19 protein-coding genes and 1 tRNA gene are annotated in these 22,336 nt (G+C 68.1%); 15 read left to right on the forward strand and 5 right to left on the reverse strand.

The genetic code is table 11. The features are described 5' to 3' along the window. Positions 1-4: 4 nt before the first annotated feature. Both HF877_RS17605 and HF877_RS17610 read right to left on the reverse strand, forming a co-directional pair. Positions 5-793, reverse strand: coding sequence for an SDR family oxidoreductase (locus HF877_RS17605; RefSeq protein WP_169622483.1), 789 nt, complete (start codon positions 791-793; stop codon positions 5-7). Continuing rightward, the gene (locus HF877_RS17610) at positions 790-1,956 is read right to left on the reverse strand and encodes a hypothetical protein (protein WP_169622484.1); all 1,167 of its coding nucleotides are present in this window, start codon (positions 1,954-1,956) and stop codon (positions 790-792) included. Before HF877_RS17610 ends, HF877_RS17605 begins: the two co-directional genes overlap by 4 nt. 82 nt (positions 1,957-2,038) lie before the next feature. On the opposite strand from HF877_RS17610, the gene HF877_RS17615 reads away from it, so the two are divergent. From HF877_RS17615 to HF877_RS17635, 5 genes are all read left to right on the forward strand, one after another. Then, complete coding sequence (locus HF877_RS17615) at positions 2,039-2,977, forward strand: helix-turn-helix domain-containing protein (RefSeq protein WP_169622485.1); 939 nt, start codon at positions 2,039-2,041, stop codon at positions 2,975-2,977. A gap of 127 nt (positions 2,978-3,104) precedes the next feature. Further along, positions 3,105-4,061, forward strand: coding sequence for a sulfate adenylyltransferase subunit CysD (gene cysD, locus HF877_RS17620; RefSeq protein WP_169622486.1), 957 nt, complete (start codon positions 3,105-3,107; stop codon positions 4,059-4,061). Next, positions 4,061-5,899, forward strand: a complete 1,839-nt coding sequence (gene cysC, locus HF877_RS17625) for an adenylyl-sulfate kinase (protein WP_169622487.1) — start codon at positions 4,061-4,063, stop codon at positions 5,897-5,899. Before cysD ends, cysC begins: the two co-directional genes overlap by 1 nt. Beyond that, entirely contained in the window at positions 5,896-7,026 is a 1,131-nt protein-coding gene (locus HF877_RS17630; RefSeq protein ID WP_169622488.1) for a 3'(2'),5'-bisphosphate nucleotidase CysQ, read from the forward strand. The genes cysC and HF877_RS17630 overlap by 4 nt, the downstream gene beginning before the upstream one ends. Positions 7,027-7,078: 52 nt before the next feature. Further along, positions 7,079-8,068, forward strand: coding sequence for an MBL fold metallo-hydrolase (locus HF877_RS17635; RefSeq protein ID WP_169622489.1), 990 nt, complete (start codon positions 7,079-7,081; stop codon positions 8,066-8,068). Between the two features lie 69 nt (positions 8,069-8,137). Here the strand turns inward: HF877_RS17635 and HF877_RS17640 are convergent. From HF877_RS17640 to HF877_RS17650, 3 genes are all read right to left on the reverse strand, one after another. Beyond that, positions 8,138-8,213 (reverse strand) — tRNA-Arg (locus tag HF877_RS17640). A gap of 111 nt (positions 8,214-8,324) precedes the next feature. Further along, the gene (locus HF877_RS17645; RefSeq protein WP_169622490.1) at positions 8,325-9,029 is read right to left on the reverse strand and encodes a DUF305 domain-containing protein; all 705 of its coding nucleotides are present in this window, start codon (positions 9,027-9,029) and stop codon (positions 8,325-8,327) included. Between the two features lie 2 nt (positions 9,030-9,031). After that, positions 9,032-9,895 carry a DUF3105 domain-containing protein gene (locus HF877_RS17650; RefSeq protein ID WP_169622491.1) on the reverse strand — a complete coding sequence of 288 codons (864 nt, stop codon included), beginning with the start codon at positions 9,893-9,895 and terminating at the stop codon, positions 9,032-9,034. A gap of 156 nt (positions 9,896-10,051) precedes the next feature. On the opposite strand from HF877_RS17650, the gene argS reads away from it, so the two are divergent. The 10 genes from argS (at position 10,052) to HF877_RS17700 (ending at position 22,320) form a co-directional block, all read left to right on the forward strand. Then, positions 10,052-11,704, forward strand: a complete 1,653-nt coding sequence (gene argS, locus HF877_RS17655) for an arginine--tRNA ligase (protein ID WP_169622492.1) — start codon at positions 10,052-10,054, stop codon at positions 11,702-11,704. Beyond that, complete coding sequence (gene lysA, locus HF877_RS17660; RefSeq protein ID WP_169622493.1) at positions 11,701-13,122, forward strand: diaminopimelate decarboxylase; 1,422 nt, start codon at positions 11,701-11,703, stop codon at positions 13,120-13,122. The genes argS and lysA overlap by 4 nt, the downstream gene beginning before the upstream one ends. Next, the gene (locus HF877_RS17665; RefSeq protein WP_296550065.1) at positions 13,119-14,447 is read left to right on the forward strand and encodes a homoserine dehydrogenase; all 1,329 of its coding nucleotides are present in this window, start codon (positions 13,119-13,121) and stop codon (positions 14,445-14,447) included. Before lysA ends, HF877_RS17665 begins: the two co-directional genes overlap by 4 nt. Continuing rightward, entirely contained in the window at positions 14,444-15,535 is a 1,092-nt protein-coding gene (thrC, locus tag HF877_RS17670) for a threonine synthase (RefSeq protein WP_169622494.1), read from the forward strand. Before HF877_RS17665 ends, thrC begins: the two co-directional genes overlap by 4 nt. A 37-nt stretch (positions 15,536-15,572) precedes the next feature. Then, positions 15,573-16,502, forward strand: a complete 930-nt coding sequence (gene thrB / locus HF877_RS17675; RefSeq protein WP_169622495.1) for a homoserine kinase — start codon at positions 15,573-15,575, stop codon at positions 16,500-16,502. A 343-nt stretch (positions 16,503-16,845) separates the two neighbouring features. Continuing rightward, the gene (rho, locus tag HF877_RS17680; RefSeq protein ID WP_169622496.1) at positions 16,846-18,978 is read left to right on the forward strand and encodes a transcription termination factor Rho; all 2,133 of its coding nucleotides are present in this window, start codon (positions 16,846-16,848) and stop codon (positions 18,976-18,978) included. 119 nt (positions 18,979-19,097) lie between these two features. Further along, a complete protein-coding gene (gene rpmE, locus HF877_RS17685) occupies positions 19,098-19,331 on the forward strand; it encodes a 50S ribosomal protein L31 (RefSeq protein ID WP_169622497.1) in 234 nt (77 codons plus the stop codon). A 171-nt stretch (positions 19,332-19,502) separates the two neighbouring features. Then, positions 19,503-20,582: a peptide chain release factor 1 gene (gene prfA / locus HF877_RS17690; protein ID WP_169622498.1), complete on the forward strand. Its 1,080-nt coding sequence runs from the start codon at positions 19,503-19,505 to the stop codon at positions 20,580-20,582. Positions 20,583-20,681: 99 nt separating this feature from the next. After that, complete coding sequence (gene prmC / locus HF877_RS17695) at positions 20,682-21,602, forward strand: peptide chain release factor N(5)-glutamine methyltransferase (RefSeq protein WP_169622499.1); 921 nt, start codon at positions 20,682-20,684, stop codon at positions 21,600-21,602. A 55-nt stretch (positions 21,603-21,657) separates the two neighbouring features. Continuing rightward, complete coding sequence (locus tag HF877_RS17700) at positions 21,658-22,320, forward strand: L-threonylcarbamoyladenylate synthase (RefSeq protein ID WP_169622500.1); 663 nt, start codon at positions 21,658-21,660, stop codon at positions 22,318-22,320. Positions 22,321-22,336 lie beyond the last annotated feature (16 nt).

Consider the following 22,336-nt stretch of genomic DNA (forward strand, 5'->3'; position numbering starts at 1 on the left):
CCGTTCAGTGGTGGTATTCGCCGCAGTTGACGTCGATGCACTGCCCGGTGATCGCCGACGCCATCGGTGACGCCAGGAAGATCACCGTGTCCGCGATCTCCTCGGTGGTCGGCAGGCGCCGCAGGTCGGAGGCCGCGGCGGTGTGCTCGTAGATCTGCTCGACGGTGGTGCCGTACTTCCCGGCCTGGTGCTCGAAGTACCCTCGAAGGGTTGGTCCCCAAATGTATCCCGGGGCAACAGAGTTGACCCGTACGCCGTGCGGACCGAGTTCGGTGGCGAGGGACTGCGACATCGCCAGCAGCGCCGACTTCGCGAGTTTGTAACTGCCGTAACGCTCTTGGGAATGACGCAGGACCATCGAGTTGATGTTGACGACCGAACCGTCCGATTCGGTGAGCGCGGGCGTGAACGAGCGGGTCAGCCGCAGCGCAGCGAGCACCGTCAGCTCCACGCTGTCACGGATCTGCTGGAAATCGGTGTTCGCCAATGGCTTCATCGACGGAACGGAGAATGCGTTGTTGACGAGAGTATCGACGTGACCGAACTCGCCCTCCGCCGCGTCGACCAGTTCCGAGACGGAATCGTCGTCGGTGATGTCGGTCGGTACCGGCAGCGCGCGACGTCCCAGCGCCTCGACTTCCGCAGCCACCTTCTCGAGCCGTTCACGGGTGCGGGCGGCAAGGACGACGTCGGCACCGTGCGACGCACATCGCAGGGCGAGGGTGCTTCCCAGGCCGGGCCCCACACCGGAGATGACGACGACGCGATCCTCCAACAAGCCGGCGGCGCTCATCCGAGCATCCGATCGGCGACGGCAGCCTGACGTGCCCCGATGCGCGCGGCCCAGTCCTCGGGGGTGATGCGGTTCGACTCGTGGAACGGCAGCGCGCCGGGCAGTTCGTCGAACGGGACGACCTGTGCCACCGGTCCGTCCGCAGAAGAAAGCTCGCGATCGAGCCGTTGCCAGCGGAACTGCAGGATGCCGCGGCTGCGCCCGAGGGTTTCCACCCAGTTGGTGAGCCCGGGATTGCGGGCCGACACCACGATCCGGACCATCCCGTCCGGATCGACCTGTGCCTGAGTGTTGTTCAGCGATGTCTGGTGATGGATGTACTCCAGCGAGATGTACCAGAGGCTTCCGATCTGGAAGCCCAGATACGGTGCGTCGGTCGCGGGCAGGGTCAACACCATCGCTTCGTCGTCGGCCAGGTCGAAATGACCCACCGACGAGTACTGGGTGTCGAGCCCGCCCGGTGTCCGCCGCGGTTCGGTGACGGTGTTGACCGGAAGCTTCAGGTAGAACCACTCGGGGAACTGCAGCCACGTCTTCACTCGCGAGACGAGGGCGCGACCGGCACGCTCGTACCGTGTCACCGCGTCCTGGCGGGTGAGCTCGGGAGGTGCCGTGCCGAGGGTGTCGAGGCGGTCGATGCGCAGGGTGCCGCGTCGCTGCGTCCAGTCGCTGTAGACCTCCCGGACAACGAGCTGGGACGATCCCGGCGCGAGCGTGAAGTAGTTGCGATCGGGATCGCGTGGCCCGGGCCCGAACCGGACTTCGAAACTGCCGTCGTCCTCGATGCGCAGGGCGCGGTCGTCGAAGGCGGTGACGTTGCCGGGTACCGCGGCATCGGTGTAGTTGCCGGCAAGAACCTGGAAACTGAGGTCGCACGTGGTGCCGCGACGTCCGGTGACGACGTATTCGGCGTTGTCGCGCACCACCGCACCCCAGTACAGGGTGTCCGGGTTGTCGAGGCCCATCTTCGCGTACGGGCCGGTGCCGGTGACGAACACGGGATGGGTGCTGCTGTACGCCCACGTGGCGTGGACACACGCGGCGATCCCTCCGGCCAGGTAGCCGTAGCCCTCGGTGAGGTCGGCCTCGGTACGGATGTGCGGGGCGGTGGCGACGATTTTTTCGGCCTCGGCTATCGCCGCGGTGAGTGGATCGGTGAGCACGTCGATCTCCTGTGGTCCATATATGTACCGCTGCGGTAGTCTCCGGTGCGCCGACGATAGAACGTGTTCCAGGGAGGGGTCAATGGTTCGTCGCAGTGACAGCGGCGAAGCGGGGATCGGAGTGCCCCTGCCGGGTGCCGCTCGACGTTCGCCGCCCACCGAGCGTGTCGTGCAGGTCCTCGATCATCTCGTCGCCCGGCCGGGTCTCAGGTTCGGACTCTCGGAGCTGGCGCGCGAACTCGGGCTGAGCAAGCCGACCTGCCTGGGCATACTCACCGCACTCACCGACGCGGGCTACCTCATCCGTGACCCGGCCGACAAGTCCTACGGCCTCGGCCCGGCGCTGATCGTCGCGGGCCGGGCCGCGCAGCGGGGGTTCGCGTCGGGACCGGTCGCACACCGCCACTTGGCTGCCCTGAGCTCCGAGTTCGGTGTGATGTGTACAGCGTCGGCGGTGGTCGGCGACCGGATCGCGATCCTCGACGTGGTCGGGGGAGCCGGCGCCGCCGCGGCCGCCCGCGTGGGGGAGGTCTACCCCTTCGCGCCGCCGGTCGGGCTCATGTACGTGCTGTGGGATACCGACGAACGTATCGAGCGGTGGCTGCGTCGCGAACCGACCCTGCCGGTGTCCGTCGATCGCGCACACCTGCGGCGCGTGATCGAGGAGTGCCGCCGCACCGGCTATCTCGTCGAGTCGCTCACCCGCGGCGGCCGGCGCCTCTACGCGCTGATGGCCGGTGTGGTGTCACACGACCTGGCCCCCGATCTCCGGGAGATGCTCGCAGAACTGGTGTCGAGTCCGGGCGAACGAGTGCTGCTGCCCGCCGATCTGGACACGGAACGCACACATCCCGTCAACCTGATCGCCGCGCCCGCCTTCGACCCGGACGGTCATCAGTCGCTCGTGCTGGCACTTCATCTCGAACGGGAGGTCGACCGCGCGGAGGTCGAGCGATGCGGATCGGCATTGCTGAGAGCCGCCGAGGCCGTCACGGTGGACCTCCGGGGCCGGCGTCCGTAGCGAGATCGGGCGTCGACAGCGAGATCGGGGCGTTGACCCGGAATTGAAACTCGTTCTATTCTGTGGCAGTCCTTTTCGACCGACTCGGTACAAATATGGACCGAGAACTCCGGGCTGGGAGCGCACGATGACGACGGTGCCGCCACGACGACCATCTCGGGACGGTGCACGTCGGGATCCCTCCTACGAGCTCAGCCTGCTCGGCGCGCTCGAAGCCGAGTCCGTGCACATCTTCCGCGAGGTCGCCGCGACCTTCGCGAGACCCGTGCTGTTGTTCTCCGGCGGCAAGGACTCGGCGGTGATGCTCCACCTCGCGACGAAGGCGTTCTGGCCGGCGCCGCCGCCGTTCCCCGTCCTGCACATCGACACCGGACACAACTTCGACGAGGTGATCGAGTTCCGCGACCGGACGGTCGCGCACCAGGGAGTTCGCCTGGTGACCGCCTCGGTCCAGGATGATCTCGATGCCGGACGGGCCGTGGAGGACGACGGGCCCCGCGCGAGTCGTAACCGGCTGCAGACCGGAACTCTTCTGCGGGCGTTGAGGGACGGAGGATTCGACGCCGTGTTCGGCGGCGCCCGCCGCGACGAGGAGAAGGCGCGCGCCAAAGAACGCGTCTTCAGCCTGCGCGACGAGTTCGGGCAGTGGGACCCGAAGGCCCAGCGCCCCGAACTGTGGCACCTCTACAACGGCCGGCACCGCGTGGGCGAGCATGTCCGGGTCTTCCCGCTGTCGAACTGGACCGAACTCGACATCTGGCGATACATCCGGGACGAGCGCGTCGACCTGCCGTCCCTGTACTACGCCCACCGGCGTCCGGTGGTCGAGCGAGACGGAATGCTGCTCGCGCACACCCGTTTCCTCACCCTGCTGCCCGGCGAAACCCCCCGCGACACCCTGGTGCGATTCCGGACGGTGGGCGATGCGACCTGCACCGGATGCGTCGAATCCGCGGCCACCACGGCCGACGAGGTGGTCACCGAAGTCGCGGCGAGCCGCGTCACCGAGCGAGGCGCGACCCGCGCCGACGACCGCATCTCCGAAGCCGGAATGGAAGACCGGAAGAAAGAGGGTTACTTCTGATGCCGGGTCCGCTGCGCATCGCCACCGCCGGCAGCGTCGACGACGGCAAATCCACGCTGATCGGACGGCTCCTGTTCGACTCGAAGTCGGTGTTCGAAGACCAGCTCGACGCGGTGACCCGCACCAGTCACGACCGCGGTGCCGACCGCGCCGACCTGTCGCTGCTCACCGACGGCCTGCGGGCGGAACGGGAGCAGGGCATCACGATCGACGTGGCCTACCGATACTTCGCCACGGCGAACCGGACGTTCGTCATCGCCGACACTCCGGGCCACGAGCAGTACACCCGGAACATGGTCACCGGCGCGTCCACCGCGGATCTCGCGCTCGTCCTCGTCGACGCCCGCAACGGCATCGTCCGCCAGACGCGCCGCCATGCCTTCCTCGCCGGTCTGCTCGGCGTGCGCCACGTGGTCCTGTGCATCAACAAGATGGACCTGGTGGACTGGTCGCAGCAGCGGTACGACGAACTGTGCGACGAATTCCGGCAGTTCGCGACAAAACTCGACATTCCCGATCTCACGTTCGTTCCCGTCTCCGCGCTGCACGGCGACAACGTCGTGTCCCGGACGGCGAACATGCCGTGGTACGAGGGGACTTCGCTGTTGCACCACCTCGAACAGGTGCACGTCGCGTCCGACACCAATCTCATCGATGCGCGCCTGCCCGTGCAGTACGTGATCCGGCCGGCACACAGCGGCGATCGCCCCGGCTTCCGCGGATACGCCGGGACCGTCGCGGGCGGCGGATTCGCGCCCGGAGACGAAGTCGTGGTGCTTCCCTCCGGCTTCGGCACGCACGTGCGCAACATCTGGGGACCGGGCGGCACCGCGCTCGATCACGCGTATGCGGGCGCCGCGGTGTGCATCGACCTCGAGGACGACCTCGATGTGGGCCGCGGAGACATGCTGTGCAGGCCCAACAACCGGCCACTCGCCGGACGCGAGATAGACGCGATGGTGTGCTGGCTCGACGACCGCGCCGCGCTGGAACCGGACGCCCGCTACGTCCTGCTGCACACCACCCGGTCCGTCACCGCGCGGGTGGTGCGTCTGGACTACCGGCTCGACGTCGATACCCTGCACCGCGACGAGACAGCCACTTCCCTGGCTCTCAACGACATCGGGCGGGTGCAACTGCGAACGCAGCAACCCTTGTTGTTCGACCCGTACCGGCGCAACCGGACCACCGGCAGTTTCGTACTCGTCGACGACAGGACCGGCAACACCGTCGCAGCCGGGATGATCACCGGCCCGACTCTCGGTGAGGCCGGGGTGGTGTGGCACTCGGCGGAAGTCGCGCGCGCCGACCGGGGACGATCGGGTGCGACCGTGTGGCTCACCGGGCTGTCCGCGTCGGGCAAGTCCACGGTGGCCGTCGAACTCGAGCGCCGCCTGATCGCGCAGGGCATCCCCGCCTACCGCCTCGACGGTGACAACCTGCGGCACGGACTCAATTCCGATCTCGGGTTCGGCCCGGCCGACCGGGCGGAGAACGTCCGCCGCGTAGGAGCGGTCGCCCAGATGATGGCCGACGCCGGCCTGGTCGCGATCTGTGCGCTCATCAGTCCGTACCGCGCCGACCGCGAACGCATCCGGCAGCAGCACGAGGACGCCGGCATTCCGTTCGTCGAGGTGTTCGTCGATACACCGCTGGCGGAATGCGAAGCCCGCGACCCGAAAGGCATGTACGCGCGCGCCCGGGCGGGGGAGCTGACCGGGTTCACCGGAATCGACGACCTGTACGAACCGCCCCGTGCCCCGGAGCTGGTCCTGCGCCCCGGTGACGGCACCGCGACAGCCCAGGCAGCGCTCGTCGTGCAATTGTTGACGGCATGACCGACGACGCCCACCACGAAGACGCCCGGCTCGCTGCCGAGATTGCCTCAGGCGCAGGAGAATTGTTGTTGACCGTGCGAGCGATCGAGGGTGATGCCCTCGGTGGTCGTGAGCTGGGCCGTCGCGGCGACCACGCGGCCGACACCTACATCCTCGAGAGGCTCGCCGCGGCGCGTCCGGGGGATGCGGTGCTCTCCGAGGAATCCGCCGACGATCCGTCCCGGGTGGACGCGGACCGCGTCTGGATCGTCGACCCCCTGGACGGCTCGAAGGAATACGGTATGCCCGGCCATAGCGACTGGGCGGTGCACGTCGCACTGTGGGAAGCCGGTAAGGGGCTCACCGCGGGAGCGGTCGCACAACCGGCCATCGGCGTCGTACACAGCACCGACGATGCGGCGCCGGCACCGCGACCGATGCGCCGGCGCCCCCGCATCGTCATCAGCGGAAGCAGGCCACCCGCGTTCGTGTTCGACCTCGCACGCGACCTCGGTGCGGACCTGATCCGGATGGGGTCGGCCGGCGCGAAGGCGATGGCGGTGGTCCGTGGAGAGGCCGACGCCTATATCCACGCGGGCGGCCAGTGGGAATGGGACTCGGCGGCACCGGTCGCGGTCGCACAGGCCGCGGGCCTGCACTGTGCCCGGATCGACGGGAGCGCACTGGAATACAACCGCCCGCACCCATACCTGCCCGACCTGGTGATCTGTCGCGCCGACTGGGCGCCGGCCGTGATGGCTGCTCTCGCCGAGCATGCCACCGCGCCCGGGGAGAGCCCGCGGGTGGCGATGGCCCGTGCGTACATCCGGTCCCTCATCCGGCACGACGCCACCGACGTGCGTCTCGCGGCAGATGCGTGGCGGGTGGAGAACGGGCAGCGCACCGGCGACAGCGGCGCGGAGATCCGTCACCGACTCGAACACGGCGCCGAGTACCTGCCCATTCGGAGGGTGCGCGACCTGCAGTTCCACGAGTGGCACCACAGCGTCGTCGCACGCTTCGTGCTCGATGTCGCAGCGGGTCCGACGTCCGAGACGTCCGTGTCGGTCACCGAGCACTTCGAGATTCCGGCGGGGGAGATCCGCTCGATCGTGGCGATCATCGAACCCCTTCCTCAAAATAGTTGAACCTTTTGTGTAGCTTCGATCGGAAGTCACACTTCTTTGGGAGGAATCACGGATGACCGAAGCGCGCGATATCGGAGACGGCATACATGTCGTACCGGTCCCGGTGGCAGACCTGCCCGTCGGAGACACCCAGGTCTACGTGATGGAATCGCCTGGCGGAGTGGTCCTCGTGGACGTCGGATGGGACGACGACAGGTCCTGGGCGGCCCTGCAGGCCGGGCTGGCGGTCGCCGGGTTGTCGGTGACCGACGTCGAAGGCGTGGTGGTCACCCACTTCCACCCCGATCACGTGGGCCTCACCGGCAGAATCCGTGAGGCGTCGGGGTGTTGGGTCGCCATGAACGAGGCCGATTTCGCGCACCTCGAGGCGATGACCTCCGGAGCCGACCGGAGCGCGGAGGAGGCGGAATTGCTGCGCCGCGCCGGGGCGCCCGAACCCGAGATCGAACGGCACAGGGAAACGGCGGTCTACCCGCCCGGCCGTCCGGACATCCTTCCCGACCGCAAACTCGCGGCGGACGAGGTGATCCCCCTGGCGGGCCGCTCGTTGCGCACCGTCCTGACTCCGGGGCACACGGCCGGCCACGCGTGTTTCCTTCTCGAGGACCACGGAGTGCTGTTCAGCGGAGACCATGTGCTGGCCACCACCACCCCGCACGTCGGTGAATTCGACTTCCCGCTCCCGGAGCGCGACGCGCTCGGCGAGTATCTGGACTCGCTGCGGGCCGTGTCGACACTGCCCGTCCGGCGGACCCTGCCCGCGCACCGTCAGGAGATCGACGATCTGCCCCGCCGGGCCGGGGAACTCATCGCGCACCACGACCAGCGCCTCGACGACCTCTACGACGCGTTCGGCGACGAAGAACTCACGCTCTGGGAGGCCACGTCGAGGATGCGCTGGTACCGCCCGTGGGACGAGACGCCCATGCAGGGCAAGAAGATGGCACTCGCGGAAGGGTCCGCACACGTGCGGCAGCTCATCGAGCGAGGCCGGGTCCGCCGACTGCCCGGCACCGAACCGGCCCGGTTCGCGCGCGCCTGACGAACACGCCGCCACCCGGCAGCAGAACGACGACGGCCCCGCTTCGAAAACGAAGCGGGGCCGTCGTGGTGGTGCCCTCGGCAGGATTCGAACCTGCGACTTCTTGCTCCGGAGGCAAGCGCTCTATCCCCTGAGCTACGAGGGCAATCCGGGCCCACCGGCTGACCGGCGGTGCGGAGCTAGCCTAGCGCATTGCGCGCTCAACTCCACATCCGCAGGTCAGCGCGATAATCCGGGCCCGAGGTGTCCACGATGATCAGTTCATCGGCAACGGTTGACCGCCGCGTTCGGTGAGCATGGACGTGATCAACTCGGATTCACCCGTCTGGGTGTCGACCATCTTCTGGGCGATGTTGCGCACCACATCCGTGCTCGCGTACTGAGCTCCGTACTCCATCATGGGCAGGCCGCCCTGGTGGTGGCGCAGCATCAGCTGGAGGAAGAGCACATCGAGTTCGGGGCCGCGTGCCGCGCGCAGTGCGGTGAGCTCCTCGGACGATGCCATGCCCGGCATCCTGCTCGCCCCGCCCGCCGCGTGCGCGGCGTCGTCCGACCCGTGGCTGTGTCCGTCACTCTCGGCCATCCACGTCATGTAGTCGCCGACCGGGAGCAGCGGGCGACCCCACAAGCTGAGCCAGCCCTGCATCTGACCGACCTGATTCTGCTGGGTGGTCAGGATGTCGTACGCGAGGCTGCGCACCCGGTCGTCCTCGGACTGCGTCACCGCGACCGCAGCCATCTCGATCGCCTGGTTGTGGTGCACCGACATGTCCTGCAAGAACCCCGCGTCGACCGAATCCGCTGCCGGTGTCGCAGGTGCCCGGTCCTCGAGCGGGATCCGTGCGAGGAACCCGGCGAGAAATCCCACGGCGACGGCAGCCACGGTCAGAAGCGCCAGAAACAAGCGCCCGTGCCCGCGGTCGGTGCTCTGCTCGGTCCGGTCGGCAGTGACGTCGCTCATGGTCAGCTCCCGGCCGGTACCTGCATGTCGGTGGGGAACTGTCCGGCACCACCGGCAGGGATCTGCTCGGTGCCGTCGACGGTGCCGCCATCCATCGGGACCGCATCCGGGCCGGGCTCGGACGCATCGAACGGCGGCGGGTTCGCGGGATCGAACGACGCGGGAAGCGTCGAGCAGCTGGCGCCGACCTCGGGGTAGGCGTACTGGTTCAAACGAAGCGACGCGATGAACTGGTCGATGCGCTCGTCGTCGGCGCTGTCGACCTTGAGCTGGTGACCCCACGACTGCAACGAGATCGGGGAATCGAGACCGGGGTACGGCGACATCATCGTGTAGGTGCGGCCGTCGACCTTGCCGGCGAGTGCGTCGCGCGCGGCGTCGTCGACCAGATCCGGGTTGTAGGCGATCCACACGGCGCCGTGCTCGAGCGAGTGCACCATGTTCTCGGTCCGGACGGGCTGGTCGTACACGGTGCCGGTGCAGGTTGCCCACACCGAGTCGTGCGGCCCACCGAACGGCGGCGAGTAGTCGTACGCCACCCGCTGCGCGGGATCGACGTGCTGGCCCGCCTCGTAGTCGACCGTGACGACACCGTCGATCGCCGAGGAAGGATCCTGATTGGACTCGGACGGCGACCACGCCGCCATCTCCTGCTGATTCTGGTATTTCGGCACGATGCTCACCGCGATGACCGCGATCAGGAGGACGACGAGAGCGACGCCTCCGATCATCACCCACGGGATCTGGCGTTGGGAAGGCACGCCGCGCGAACCGCGGCTCTGCTTCTTGGCGGCCTGGATGGCCTTCGACGACTTGGCTCCGGTTTTCTTGTTACCGGACCCACCACTGACAGAACCGCTGGGCATCGCTGGTTGCTCTTTCGACGGGCGGACAAAGAAGATGCGAGCCGCCGAAGCGCGCACGCAACGACAACTCTACGGGCGTCGCGGTGACAGCGGCCCCGGCGTCGGCTATGGGGGAGCGTCGGCGGCCCTTCGGACGAGCCAATAGGATGAATACCTGTGACTCCTTCCGACCTTGCCGAATTGCTCCACGGAACCGCCGCGACCGTCCTCGCCGATCGTGGTCTCGACGTGTCCGTCCTCCCCGAGACCCTTACCGTCGAACGCCCGCGCAACCCTGAGCACGGCGACTACGCGACCAATGTCGCCATGCAGGTCGCGAAGAAGGCCGGAGTCAACCCCCGTGAGCTCGCGACGTGGCTCGCCGAGGCGCTCACCGCCGCCGACGGCATCGACTCGGCCGAGGTCGCCGGTCCCGGCTTCCTCAATATCCGCCTCGCTGCCGACGCGCAGGGAGCGATCGTCGCGAAGGTCCTCGACGAGAACGACGCGTACGGCGCCGGGGACGACCTCGCCGGTAAGAAGATCAATCTCGAGTTCGTCTCGGCGAACCCCACCGGACCGATCCACCTCGGTGGCACCCGCTGGGCAGCCGTCGGTGACGCGCTCGGCCGGATCCTCACCGCACAGGGCGCGGAGGTCACGCGGGAGTACTACTTCAACGACCACGGCACCCAGATCGACCGCTTCACGCGGTCTCTGGTCGCATCGGCGCTCGGCGAGCCCGCCCCGGAGGACGGATACGCCGGTGCATACATCGTCGACATCGCCGACGAGGTGCTGAAGCAGCGCCCGGACGTGCTGGATCTGCCCGACGCGGAGCGCGACGAGGTCTTCCGCTCGATCGGGGTCGAGCTGATTTTCGCCCACATCAAGCAGACCCTCCACGAATTCGGTGTCGACTTCGACGTCTACTTCCACGAGAACTCGCTGTTCGAATCCGGAGCGGTCGAGAAGGCGGTCGAGACACTCAAGGCGTCCGGCAACCTGTACTTCTCGGACGGCGCGTGGTGGCTCAAGAGCACCGATTTCGGAGACGACAAGGATCGCGTCGTCATCAAGTCCGACGGCAACGCCGCCTACATCGCCGGCGACATCGCCTACTTCCAGGACAAGCGGTCGCGAGGCTTCGACCTGTGCATCTACATGCTCGGCGCCGACCATCACGGCTACATCGCGAGACTGAAGGCAGCCGCCGCCGCGTTCGGTGACGATCCCGACACCGTCGAGGTCCTCATCGGTCAGATGGTCAACCTGGTGCGCGGCGGCGAGACCGTCAAGATGAGCAAGCGGGCAGGCACCGTGATCAGCCTGGACGACCTCGTCGAGGCGATCGGTGTCGACGCTGCCCGCTACGCGCTCGTGCGTTCCTCGGTCGATCAGAGCATCGACATCGATCTCGAACTGTGGACGAGCACCACCAGCGAGAACCCGGTGTACTACGTGCAGTACGCGCACGCCCGGCTGTCGTCGATCGCACGCAACGCCGCCGACCTCGGGCTCGGCACCGAAGGCGCCGACCTGTCGCTGCTCACCCACGAGCGCGAGGGCGACCTCATCCGCACTATCGGCGAGTACCCCCGCGTCCTCGCCAAGGCCGCCGAACTGCGCGAACCGCACCGCGTGGCCCGCTACCTCGAGGAACTCGCCGGCACCTACCACCGGTTCTACGACGCCTGCCGCATCCTGCCCCAGGGCGACGAAGAACCCGGCGCCCTGCACACCGCGCGCCTGGCACTGTGTGCCGCCGCCCGCCAGGTGCTCGGCAACGGCCTCGGACTGCTCGGCGTCTCCGCTCCGGAGCGGATGTGAACGCGCACCCGGCCGGGCCCCGGCACGCAGAGATTCCCCACGCCCCGACCATCGCGGAACGCCCCCGCGACGCGGGTGAACTCAACAATCTCCATGCGCACGTGTGGCCCCGCAACGCGAGTCGCGGCGACGACGGTGTCCTGCAGATCGCGGGAGTGCCGGTCACCGACCTCGCCGAGAAGTACGGCACGCCGCTGTTCGTCGTCGACGAAGACGACTTCCGGTCGCGGTGCCGCGAGATAGCCGAGGCGTTCGGCCCGACTGCACGGGTGCATTACGCGTCGAAGGCATTCCTGTGCACCGAGATCGCGCGGTGGGTCCACCAGGAGGGGTTGTCGCTCGACGTGGCGTCCGGCGGCGAACTCGCGGTCGCGCTGCACGCCGGCTTCCCCGCCGACAAGATCGCCATGCACGGCAACAACAAGTCCGTGCACGAACTGCGCAGCGCCGTGGGCGCCGGTGTCGGGCACATCGTGCTCGACTCGATGGCCGAGATCGACCGCCTCGACGAGATCGCCGGTGAGCTGGGTGTCGTGCAGGACGTCCTCATCCGGGTCACCGTCGGTGTCGAGGCACACACCCACGAATTCATCTCCACGGCGCACGAAGACCAGAAGTTCGGTCTGTCGCTCGCCGGTGGCGCGGCCATGGCCGCCATCCGCCGCGTGTTCGCCACCGGCAACCTCCGGCTCGTCGGGCTGCACAGCCACATCGGCTCGCAGATCTTCGACGTCGACGGATTCGAACTGGCCGCGCATCGCGTGATCGGACTGCTGCGCGACGCCGTCGCCGAGTTCGGACTCGACCGGACGGCGCAGATGAGCATCATCGATCTCGGCGGTGGCCTCGGCATCTCGTACATCCCGAGCGACGACCCGCCGCCGGTCGCGGACCTCGCCGCGAAGCTCACCGACATCGTGCGCAACGAGTCGGCCCTCGTCGGCCTTCCCGAACCCACGATCGCCGTCGAACCCGGACGCGCGATCGCCGGACCGGGCACCGTGACCCTGTACGAGGTGGGCACCGTCAAGGACGTCGGAGTGGGGACGGGCCACACCCGCCGCTACATCAGCGTCGACGGTGGAATGAGCGACAACATCCGCACCTCGCTCTACCAGGCCGAGTACGAGTCGCGGCTCGTCTCGCGGGTCAGCGACGCGGAACCCGTCGTCGCCCGCGTCGTGGGCAAGCACTGTGAGAGCGGTGACATCGTGATTCGCGACGCGTGGATGCCGTCGGACGTGGGCGCCGGTGATTTACTGGCGGTAGCGGCGACGGGTGCATACTGCTACTCGATGTCCAGCAGGTACAACCTGCTGCCTCGTCCCGCCGTCGTGGCTGTCAAGGACGGCGTCTCGCGTGTCCTGCTACGTCGGGAAACCGTCGAAGATCTGCTCAGCTTGGAGGTTACGGAGTGACCAACTCAACGGTGACCGATGCACCGGGGCAGCGCCCCGTCGGTGTAGCGGTGCTCGGCCACGGCACGGTAGGAGCCGAGGTCGTGCGGATCATCCGTGATGATGCTTCGGACCTCCGTGAGCGCATCGGCGCCCCGCTCGAACTGCGCGGGATCGCGGTGCGGGACCTCTCCTACGACCGGGGCGTGCCGGCGGAACTTCTCACCACCGACGCCGAGGCGTTGATCACCCGCGACGACGTCGACATCGTCGTCGAACTGATCGGCGGAATCGAACTGCCCCGCACTCTGGTGCGTGCGGCACTCGACGCCGGCAAGTCGGTCGTCACCGCCAACAAGGCGCTGCTCGCCGCGTACACCGGTGAACTCGCCGAGGCTGCCGAGTCACACAACGTCGATCTCTACTTCGAGGCCGCGGTGGCCGGTGCGATCCCCGTCATCCGTCCTCTGACCCAGTCGCTCGCGGGTGACCGGGTCGACCGTGTCGTCGGCATCGTCAACGGCACCACCAACTTCATCCTCTCCGCGATGGACGACACGGGCGCCGACTACGCCGAGACACTCGCCGAGGCCGGCCGCCTCGGGTATGCCGAAGCGGACCCCACCGCCGACGTCGAGGGCTACGACGCCGCGGCCAAGGCCGCGATTCTCGCGTCGATCGCCTTCCACACGAGGGTGACCGCCAGCGACGTGTACCGCGAAGGCATCTCGAACATCACGGCAGCGGACCTCACCTCTGCCCGCGCCCTGAACTGCACCATCAAACTGCTCGCACTCTGCGAACGGGTCTCCGATCCCGACGGCAAGGACCGCGTCTCGGCCCGGGTGTACCCCGCCCTCGTACCGCGTGAGCATCCCCTGTCGACGGTGAGCGGTGCGTTCAACGCGGTCGTGGTCGAAGCCCAGTCCGCGGGACGGCTCATGTTCTACGGCCAGGGAGCGGGCGGCGCCCCGACCGCGTCCGCGGTGATGGGCGACGTCGTGATGGCGGCCCGGAACCGTGTGCACGGTGGCCGCGGACCGCGCGAGTCCCGATACGCGAAGCTCGATATCGCCCCGATGAGCGACATCGTGACTCGGTATTACGTGAATCTGCAGGTCGCCGATCGTGCCGGTGTGCTCTCGGCCGTCGCTGCCGAGTTCGCGAACCGCGGCGTCAGCATCTCCGCTGTGCGACAGGAGGGTGCCGCAGAAAGCGCCCGCCTGGTGGTGCTCACGCATCGCGCCACCGATCGGGCGTTGGCGGACACCATCGCCGCGCTCGACAAACTCGAATCCGTTATTGCTGTGACCAGCGTCCTGAGACTGGAGGGATCCGCCGAATGAGTGCGGCCGAAAAAAACACTGCTCCCGTGCACACCCCGTGGCCCGGGCTGATCGAGGCGTACCGCAGTCGCCTCCCGATCGGTGACGGCTGGAAGACGGTGACGCTGTGCGAGGGCGGTACGCCGCTGCTCCCGGCCCCCCGGCTGTCGGAGATCACCGGGTGCGACGTCTACATCAAGGTCGAGGGCCTCAACCCCACGGGGTCGTTCAAGGACCGCGGCATGACGATGGCCGTCACCGAAGCACTCGCGACCGGCAAGCAGGCGGTGCTGTGTGCGTCCACCGGCAACACGTCGGCGTCGGCGGCGGCGTACGCGTCGCGCGCCGGGATCGGCTGCGCGGTGCTCGTGCCGCAGGGCAAGATCGCCATGGGCAAGCTCGCACAGGCGGTCATGCACGGCGCGAAGATCGTTCAGGTCGAGGGCAACTTCGACGACTGCCTCGAACTCGCCCGCAAGACCACCGCCGAGTTCCCGACCATCGGGCTCGTCAACTCCGTCAACCCGGTTCGCATCGAGGGCCAGAAGACCGCGGCGTTCGAGATCGTCGACGCACTCGGCGATGCACCCGACGTGCACGTGCTGCCGGTGGGCAACGCAGGCAACATCACCGCGTACTGGAAGGGTTACTCCGAGTACTTCGCGGACGGCCTGAGCTCGCGCAAGCCCCGGATGCTCGGCGTCCAGGCAGCCGGTGCCGCCCCGCTCGTGCTCGGACACCCGGTGAAGGATCCCGAGACGATCGCCACAGCCATCCGGATCGGTGCACCCGCGTCGTGGAACGGTGCGGTCACCGCGAAGGACGAGTCCGACGGCGCGTTCCGCGCGGCCACGGACGAGGAGATCCTGGAGGCCTACCACCTGCTCGCGAAGTCCGAGTCGATCTTCGTCGAGCCCGCCTCGGCAGCATCGATCGCCGGCTTGCTCGCGGCCTCCAAGGACGGATGGCTGCCGCGCGGACTGCGGGTGGTGTGCACGGTGACGGGCAACGGTCTCAAGGACCCGGACACCGCGCTGCGCGACGTTCCCGTCGTCGAGCCGATTTCGGTCGATCCCGTCGCAGTGGCGTCGGCGCTCGAGTTGGTCTGAGTTGACCGCCACGGCTTCCTCTGTTGGGAATCAGAACATGACGCAAACGCTGCCCGTAGGAATCTCGGTGACCGCCCGGGTTCCTGCTTCGAGTGCGAACCTGGGGGCCGGGTTCGACTGCCTCGGCCTCGCACTCGGGCTCTACGACGAGATCACCGTGACGACAACCGGTTCCGGTCTCGACGTGCGCGTCGAAGGGGAAGGTGCCCAAGAGGTCCCTTGGGGCCCGTCGCATCTCGTGGTTCGCGCCGTCGAGCGCGGTCTCGAAGCGGCGGGCATCTGGGCCGACGGTCTCGACGTGGTGTGCCGCAATGTGATTCCTCATTCCCGCGGCCTGGGGTCGTCGGCATCGGCTGCGGTCGGCGGACTCGCCGCCGCCAACGGTCTGGTGCGTAAAGTCGCGCCCGAGCGGGTGCTCGACGACGCCCAGCTCGTCCAGCTCGCCTCCGAGTTCGAGGGGCATCCCGACAATGCGTCGGCGAGTGTGCTCGGCGGTGCGGTGGTCTCGTGGAGCGAGGTGGACAGCGGCTGCGAACAGCGGCGGTTCCGCGCGGTGTCGCTGAGCGTGCACCCCGGCATCAAGGCCGTCGCCCTGGTGCCGTCGGTTCGCTCGTCGACCGCGCACACGCGCGGGCTGCTGCCTGCGCTCGTCCCGCACCGCGACGCGGCGTTCAACGTGAGCCGCGCTGCCCTGGCGGTGGTCGCCCTGACCGAGCGGCCGGATCTGCTCATGGCGGCCACCGAGGATCTTCTGCACCAAGCCCAGCGCGCTCCCGCCCTGCCGCTGACCACCAAGTGGGTAACCACGCTGCGCGCTGCCGGGATTCCCGCCATGGTCTCCGGTGCCGGCCCCACTGTGCTCGCGCTGACCACAGAGCCGTTCCCCGACGAATTGCGGGCTGCGGCGGAGGCGGACGATCTCACTGTCCTTCCTCTCGATGTGGCCGAGGGAGTGCAGGTCGACTGACGCGGTTCGTGTCACATCGCACACCGCTGTGCGTGCGCGTCGATTCTTGCCCTGCGTCCAGTTCGTCGCTATCCTGTGGGAAGTCCGCACGTCGTGCGTCCGAAGTCGCCGGATTCTCCAGGACACTCACTCCAGCTCCATGGGGCGTCGATCCCGGGTCTATCCTCACCTGCTCCCGATTCAGGGGGAGGGCCAGGCCGCACCCACCGGATCGGTGTGGTGGCGGACGTGCCGACCGTTCGATTCATGAACTCGTACGGCAATCCCAGCTCAGTGCCAGGAACTGATCTGCGGAACGAACCCTCGGCTCTGTGTAGAGCAACGAGGGAAGGAAAGGATCTCCGTGACAGATACGGACCTGATCGCCACATCCGCTCCCGACACCACCGAGTCTGCCGGAGATTCCGCACAGTCTCCGGTTCGCGCCGGTCGGCGCGGCACCGGCCTGTCGGGCATGGTGCTCGCCGAGTTGCGGACTCTCGCCGCCGAACTCGGCATCAAGGGAACCTCGGGTATGCGCAAGGGCGATCTCATCGCTGCGATCAAGGAGCGGCAGGGCGCAGGCGCCAAGCCCGCCCCCGCTGCAGCACAGCCCGCGACCGAGACGCCCGACGAAGCCTCGGCTCGCCCCGCGCGTGCTCGCCGTGCCCGCGCCGCCGCGCAGGATGATGCTGCCGTGACTCCGGTCGCCGGCACCGAGCCTGCGAGCGACAAGCCTGCCGAGACCGGCGCTGTCGCCACCGACACGAAGCCGGAGCGCAACGCCGAGACCGGCGCAGATTCCGAAGGCGAGTCCGACGGACCCCGGCGTGGACGCGGCCGACGCGGCCGTCGTGGCGCGGACCAGACCGACCAGGGTCAGACCGATGCCGGCGCACCGGCGTCCGAAGGCCACGACCGCGACTCTCAGGAGCGCGGCGACGGTCATTCTCGTGAGAAGTCGCAGGACCGCTCCGAGGGTGACGGTGGTAACCGGCGCGACCGCAACCAGGGTGACCGCAACCAGGGTGACCGCAACCAGGGTGATCGCAACCAGGGTGATCGCAACCAGGGTGATCGCAACCAGGGCGACCGGAACCAGGGCGACCGCAACCAGGGTGACCGCAACCGGAACGACCGCCATCAGGACCGTGACCGGAACGATCGTGACCAGGGTGATCGCAGCCAGGGCGACGGCAACAACGGTCCGCGCCAGGACAACCGGGCGGGCGACGACGAGGAAGGCGGCCGCGGCCGTCGTGGGCGTCGCTTCCGCGAGCGCCGTCGCGGACGCGAGCGCGGCGAGGGCGGCGGCAGTGCCGATCGTGAGCCCGAGATCCGCGAGGACGACGTGCTCCAGCCGGTCGCGGGCATCCTCGACGTGCTCGACAACTACGCGTTCGTCCGGACCTCCGGCTACCTGGCCGGCCCCAACGACGTCTACGTGTCGATGAACATGGTGCGGAAGAACGGCCTGCGCCGCGGCGACGCCATCACCGGTGCCGTGCGTGTGCCCCGCGAGGGTGAGCAGGCCGGCAGCCAGCGCCAGAAGTTCAATCCGCTCGTGCGTCTGGACACGGTCAACGGTGGGGACGTCGAGGCGGCCAAGCGCCGTCCCGAGTTCAACAAGCTCACACCGCTGTACCCGAACGAGCGACTGCGACTCGAAACGCAGCAGAACATCCTGACCACTCGTGTGATCGACCTGGTCATGCCGATCGGCAAGGGACAGCGCGCGCTCATCGTCTCGCCGCCCAAGGCAGGTAAGACGACGGTCCTGCAGGACATCGCGAATGCGATCGCCGTCAACAACCCCGAGTGCTACCTCATGGTGGTGCTGGTCGACGAGCGTCCCGAAGAGGTCACCGACATGCAGCGTTCGGTGAAGGGCGAGGTCATCTCCTCGACCTTCGACCGTCCGCCGTCAGACCACACGTCCGTGGCCGAACTCGCGATCGAGCGCGCCAAGCGCCTCGTCGAAATGGGACGCGACGTCGTCGTGCTGCTCGACTCGATCACCCGCCTAGGCCGCGCGTACAACAACTCGTCGCCGGCGTCGGGACGCATCCTGTCGGGTGGTGTCGACTCGACCGCGCTGTACCCGCCGAAGCGGTTCCTGGGCGCGGCACGCAACATCGAGAACGGTGGCTCGCTCACCATCATCGCCACCGCGATGGTGGAGACCGGCTCCACGGGCGACACTGTGATCTTCGAGGAGTTCAAGGGCACGGGTAACGCCGAGCTCAAGCTCGATCGCAAGATCGCCGAGCGGCGCGTGTTCCCGGCGGTGGACGTCAATCCGTCGGGCACTCGCAAGGACGAGCTCCTCATGAGCCCCGACGAGTTCGCGGTCGTGCACAAGCTGCGCCGCGTGCTCTCCGGCCTGGATTCTCATCAGGCGATCGATGTGCTCATCGATCGGCTCAAGAAGTCCAAGACGAACATCGAGTTCCTGATGACGGTCGCGAAGACCGCCCCGGGAGCTCTGGAAGACTGACATCGGGGCCCGGGAATTTTTCCCGGGGCCAGGTGTTTGGCATAATCGAACGGCTCAGTCCGGCTCCGGTTCACGTCTTCGATCCGCGAAGGCGACCCGGCGGCCACGAAAGGGACACCATGAAGGCAGGAATCCACCCCAACTACGTGGCGACAACCGTCGTCTGCGGTTGCGGCAACACGTTCGAAACGCACAGCACCAAGGAGTCGGGACGGATCACCGTCGAAGTCTGCTCCAAGTGCCACCCGTTCTACACCGGCAAGCAGAAGATCCTCGACACCGGCGGCCGCGTCGCCCGCTTCGAGGCTCGCTACGGAAAGCGTCCTTCCAAGAAGGCCGACGCCGACAGCTAGCTGTCACGCCGACGCCCGGTTCTGTCTTCGTCACAGGCCGGGCGTCGGCTTTTTTGTTCCACGGGTGTACCGGCGCGGCCGGGCACCCCTCGATACACACTCGTCGAGCGCCGCAGCACCCAAGCAGGCGCACGGCATCGAAGCACACAGCATCACAGAGCGGAGCGACCCATGGCGGGGCAGACCAAGCCGTCGGCCATCGACGACATCCTGGCCGAATACGCGGGTCTGGAACAGCAATTGTCCGACCCGGCGCTGCACAACGATCCGTCGATTGCACGCAGGGTAGGGAAGCGGTTCGCCGAGCTCGCCCCGGTCATGGCCACGTACACCAAGCTGACGGCCGCGCGCGACGACCTCGGAGCCGCCCGTGAACTGGCCGCCGACGACTCCGCCTTCGCCGACGAGGTGAACAAGCTCGAAGAGCAGGTCGCCGAACTCGACCGCACGCTCACCGATCTCCTCGCGCCCCGCGATCCGCACGACGGGGACGACGTGGTGCTCGAAGTGAAGTCCGGGGAGGGCGGCGAGGAGTCCGCCCTGTTCGCGGCCGATCTCGCGCGCATGTACACCCGCAACGCCGAGAACTCCGGCTGGCGTGTGGAAGTCCTCGGCGCGACCTATTCGGATCTCGGCGGCTACAAGGACGTCACCCTGTCCATCAAGTCGAAGACCGACGTCCGGGACGGCGTATGGTCGCGGCTCAAGTTCGAGGGTGGGGTGCACCGGGTGCAGCGCGTCCCGGTGACCGAATCGCAGGGCCGCGTGCACACCTCCGCGGCCGGCGTCTTCGTCTATCCCGAACCCGACGAGGTGGAAGAGGTGCAGATCGACGAGGGCGATCTGCGCATCGACGTGTACCGCTCGTCCGGCAAGGGTGGGCAGGGCGTCAATACGACCGACTCCGCCGTCCGGATCACCCACCTGCCGACGGGGATCGTCGTCACGTGTCAGAACGAGCGGTCGCAGTTGCAGAACAAGGCCCGTGCGATGCAGGTTCTCGCCGCGCGTCTGCAGGCCGCAGCCGAAGAAGCAGCGGACGCGGAGGCCTCGGCGGGCCGTGCGAGCCAGGTGCGCACCGTCGACCGCTCCGAGCGCATCCGGACCTACAACTACCCCGAGAACCGCATCACCGACCACCGCATCGGCTACAAGGCGCACAATCTCGACGCTGTGCTCGACGGAGACATGGATGCGCTTCTCGACGCGCTCGCGGCCGCCGACCGGCAGGCCCGGCTCGCCGCCGAATAAGCGCGTGCCCCGCCGCGTCGGTGGCGAGTCCCCTGTGCGAGGTATGCCTGGGGGACCTCGTGGCATCGGAGCGGCCGTGGGCATGGCACGCTGTACTGCGTGAGTCGTCAACCCCTGCGCCTGGCCATCATCGAAGCAGCGTCGGTGCTCGAGGAAGCGGGTGTCGCGAGCCCGCGTGTCGACGCCGAACTGCTTGCCGCGCACCTGCTCGGAATCGAGCGAGGCCGGCTCGGGCTCGTGCCCCTCGTCGATTCGGCCATGATCGAGGCCTACCGCGCGATGGTGGACCAGCGCGCCAAGCGCATTCCCCTCCAATACATCCTCGGCACGTCGCCGATGGGCGAGATCGACCTCGCCGTCGGGCCCGGCGTGTTCGTGCCCCGGCCCGAGACGGAACTGCTTCTCGGTTGGGCGCTGGCATTTCTCGAACGCCACGGACGCCGCAATCCCGTCGTGCTCGATCTGTGTACGGGATCGGGTGCGCTCGCACTCGCTATTGCCCATGCCCGGCCGGATGCCGTCGTGCACGCTGTCGAACTCGAGCCGCGGGCGCTCGCCTGGGCGCGGCAGAACGCCGAGACCCGTGCGAACGACGGCGACACGCCGATCGTGCTGCACCAGGGTGACGTGACCGACCGCACCCTGCTCGCCGCGCTCGAGGGCGCCGTCGACATCGTGGTGTCCAACCCGCCGTACATCCCCGAGGGAACCGCCCTCGAGCCCGAAGTCGCCGAGCACGACCCGCATTCTGCGTTGTTCGGCGGCCCGGACGGACTGTCCGTCATCAAACCGATGATCTCGAACATCGCGCGCTGGTTGCGAATCGGGGGAGCGGCGGCGGTGGAACACGACGACACCAACGGCATGCTCGTCGCCGAGCTGTTCGCGCAGCGCCGCGTCTTCGACGACGTCGTCGAGCATTACGACCTGGCGGGCAAGCCCCGATTCGTGGTCGCGCACCGGGTGCCGACCGACGTCGAAGCGAGTCGTGCGGCAGTCCGTTCCTCGGCTGGTGGTTAGCCCGGGCGCCGAGCCCCGCGACGGAATACTCGAGCGCTAGTGGAAGGATGAGTGCGTGAGCACCGTGTACGACTGCAACAAACCAGATTCGCGCGCCGCAGGATTGAACGCGGCGCGGGGCGCGCTCAAGGCAGGACGCCTCGTCGTCGTGCCCACCGACACGGTGTACGGCCTCGCAGCCGACGCATTCGACAGTTCCGCTGTCTCCGCGCTGCTGAGGGCGAAGGGACGCGGACGGGACATGCCGGTGCCCATCCTCGTCGGATCGTGGACGACGATCGACGGCCTCGTCAGCACCGTGCGCCCCGAAGCGCGCGAACTCATCCGTGCGTTCTGGCCCGGCGGCCTCAGCCTGGTGGTGCATCAGGCACCGTCGCTCGCGTGGGATCTCGGCGACACCCGCGGAACGGTGATGCTGCGCATGCCCCTGCACCCGGTGATCCTCGAGTTGCTGCGCGAGGTCGGACCGCTCGCAGTGTCGAGCGCCAACATTTCCGGTCGCCCGCCCGCCACCGACGCCGGTCAGGCGCGTGAACAGCTCGGGGAATCCGTCGGGGTGTATCTCGACGGTGGACCGGCCGAACACGGCGTCGCGTCGACGATCGTCGATCTCACCGGTGACCGCCCCCGGATCCTGCGCGAAGGCGCGGTGTCGGCCGAGGACGTCGCCGAGGTTCTCGGCGATGATCCCGAACGCCTGCGCTCCGGCGGGGAGTAGCGGGCGGAGGAACGGA

This window comes from Rhodococcus sp. BL-253-APC-6A1W (genome assembly GCF_012843405.1).
Taxonomy (GTDB): domain Bacteria; phylum Actinomycetota; class Actinomycetes; order Mycobacteriales; family Mycobacteriaceae; genus Rhodococcus.

What these genes read in the sequence shown, in the direction of transcription:
- prfA (WP_169622498.1), top strand. Translation starts at nt 19,503, where the DNA reads ATGGCGGGGCAGACCAAGCCGTCGGCCATCGACGACATCCTGGCCGAA.
- cysC (WP_169622487.1), top strand. Translation starts at nt 4,061, where the DNA reads ATGCCGGGTCCGCTGCGCATCGCCACCGCCGGCAGCGTCGACGACGGC.
- thrC (WP_169622494.1), top strand. Translation starts at nt 14,444, where the DNA reads ATGAGTGCGGCCGAAAAAAACACTGCTCCCGTGCACACCCCGTGGCCC.
- HF877_RS17650 (WP_169622491.1), bottom strand. Translation starts at nt 9,895, where the DNA reads ATGCCCAGCGGTTCTGTCAGTGGTGGGTCCGGTAACAAGAAAACCGGA.
- HF877_RS17645 (WP_169622490.1), bottom strand. Translation starts at nt 9,029, where the DNA reads ATGAGCGACGTCACTGCCGACCGGACCGAGCAGAGCACCGACCGCGGG.
- HF877_RS17630 (WP_169622488.1), top strand. Translation starts at nt 5,896, where the DNA reads ATGACCGACGACGCCCACCACGAAGACGCCCGGCTCGCTGCCGAGATT.
- HF877_RS17615 (WP_169622485.1), top strand. Translation starts at nt 2,039, where the DNA reads ATGGTTCGTCGCAGTGACAGCGGCGAAGCGGGGATCGGAGTGCCCCTG.
- HF877_RS17605 (WP_169622483.1), bottom strand. Translation starts at nt 793, where the DNA reads ATGAGCGCCGCCGGCTTGTTGGAGGATCGCGTCGTCGTCATCTCCGGT.
- cysD (WP_169622486.1), top strand. Translation starts at nt 3,105, where the DNA reads ATGACGACGGTGCCGCCACGACGACCATCTCGGGACGGTGCACGTCGG.
- rpmE (WP_169622497.1), top strand. Translation starts at nt 19,098, where the DNA reads ATGAAGGCAGGAATCCACCCCAACTACGTGGCGACAACCGTCGTCTGC.
- thrB (WP_169622495.1), top strand. Translation starts at nt 15,573, where the DNA reads ATGACGCAAACGCTGCCCGTAGGAATCTCGGTGACCGCCCGGGTTCCT.
- HF877_RS17635 (WP_169622489.1), top strand. Translation starts at nt 7,079, where the DNA reads ATGACCGAAGCGCGCGATATCGGAGACGGCATACATGTCGTACCGGTC.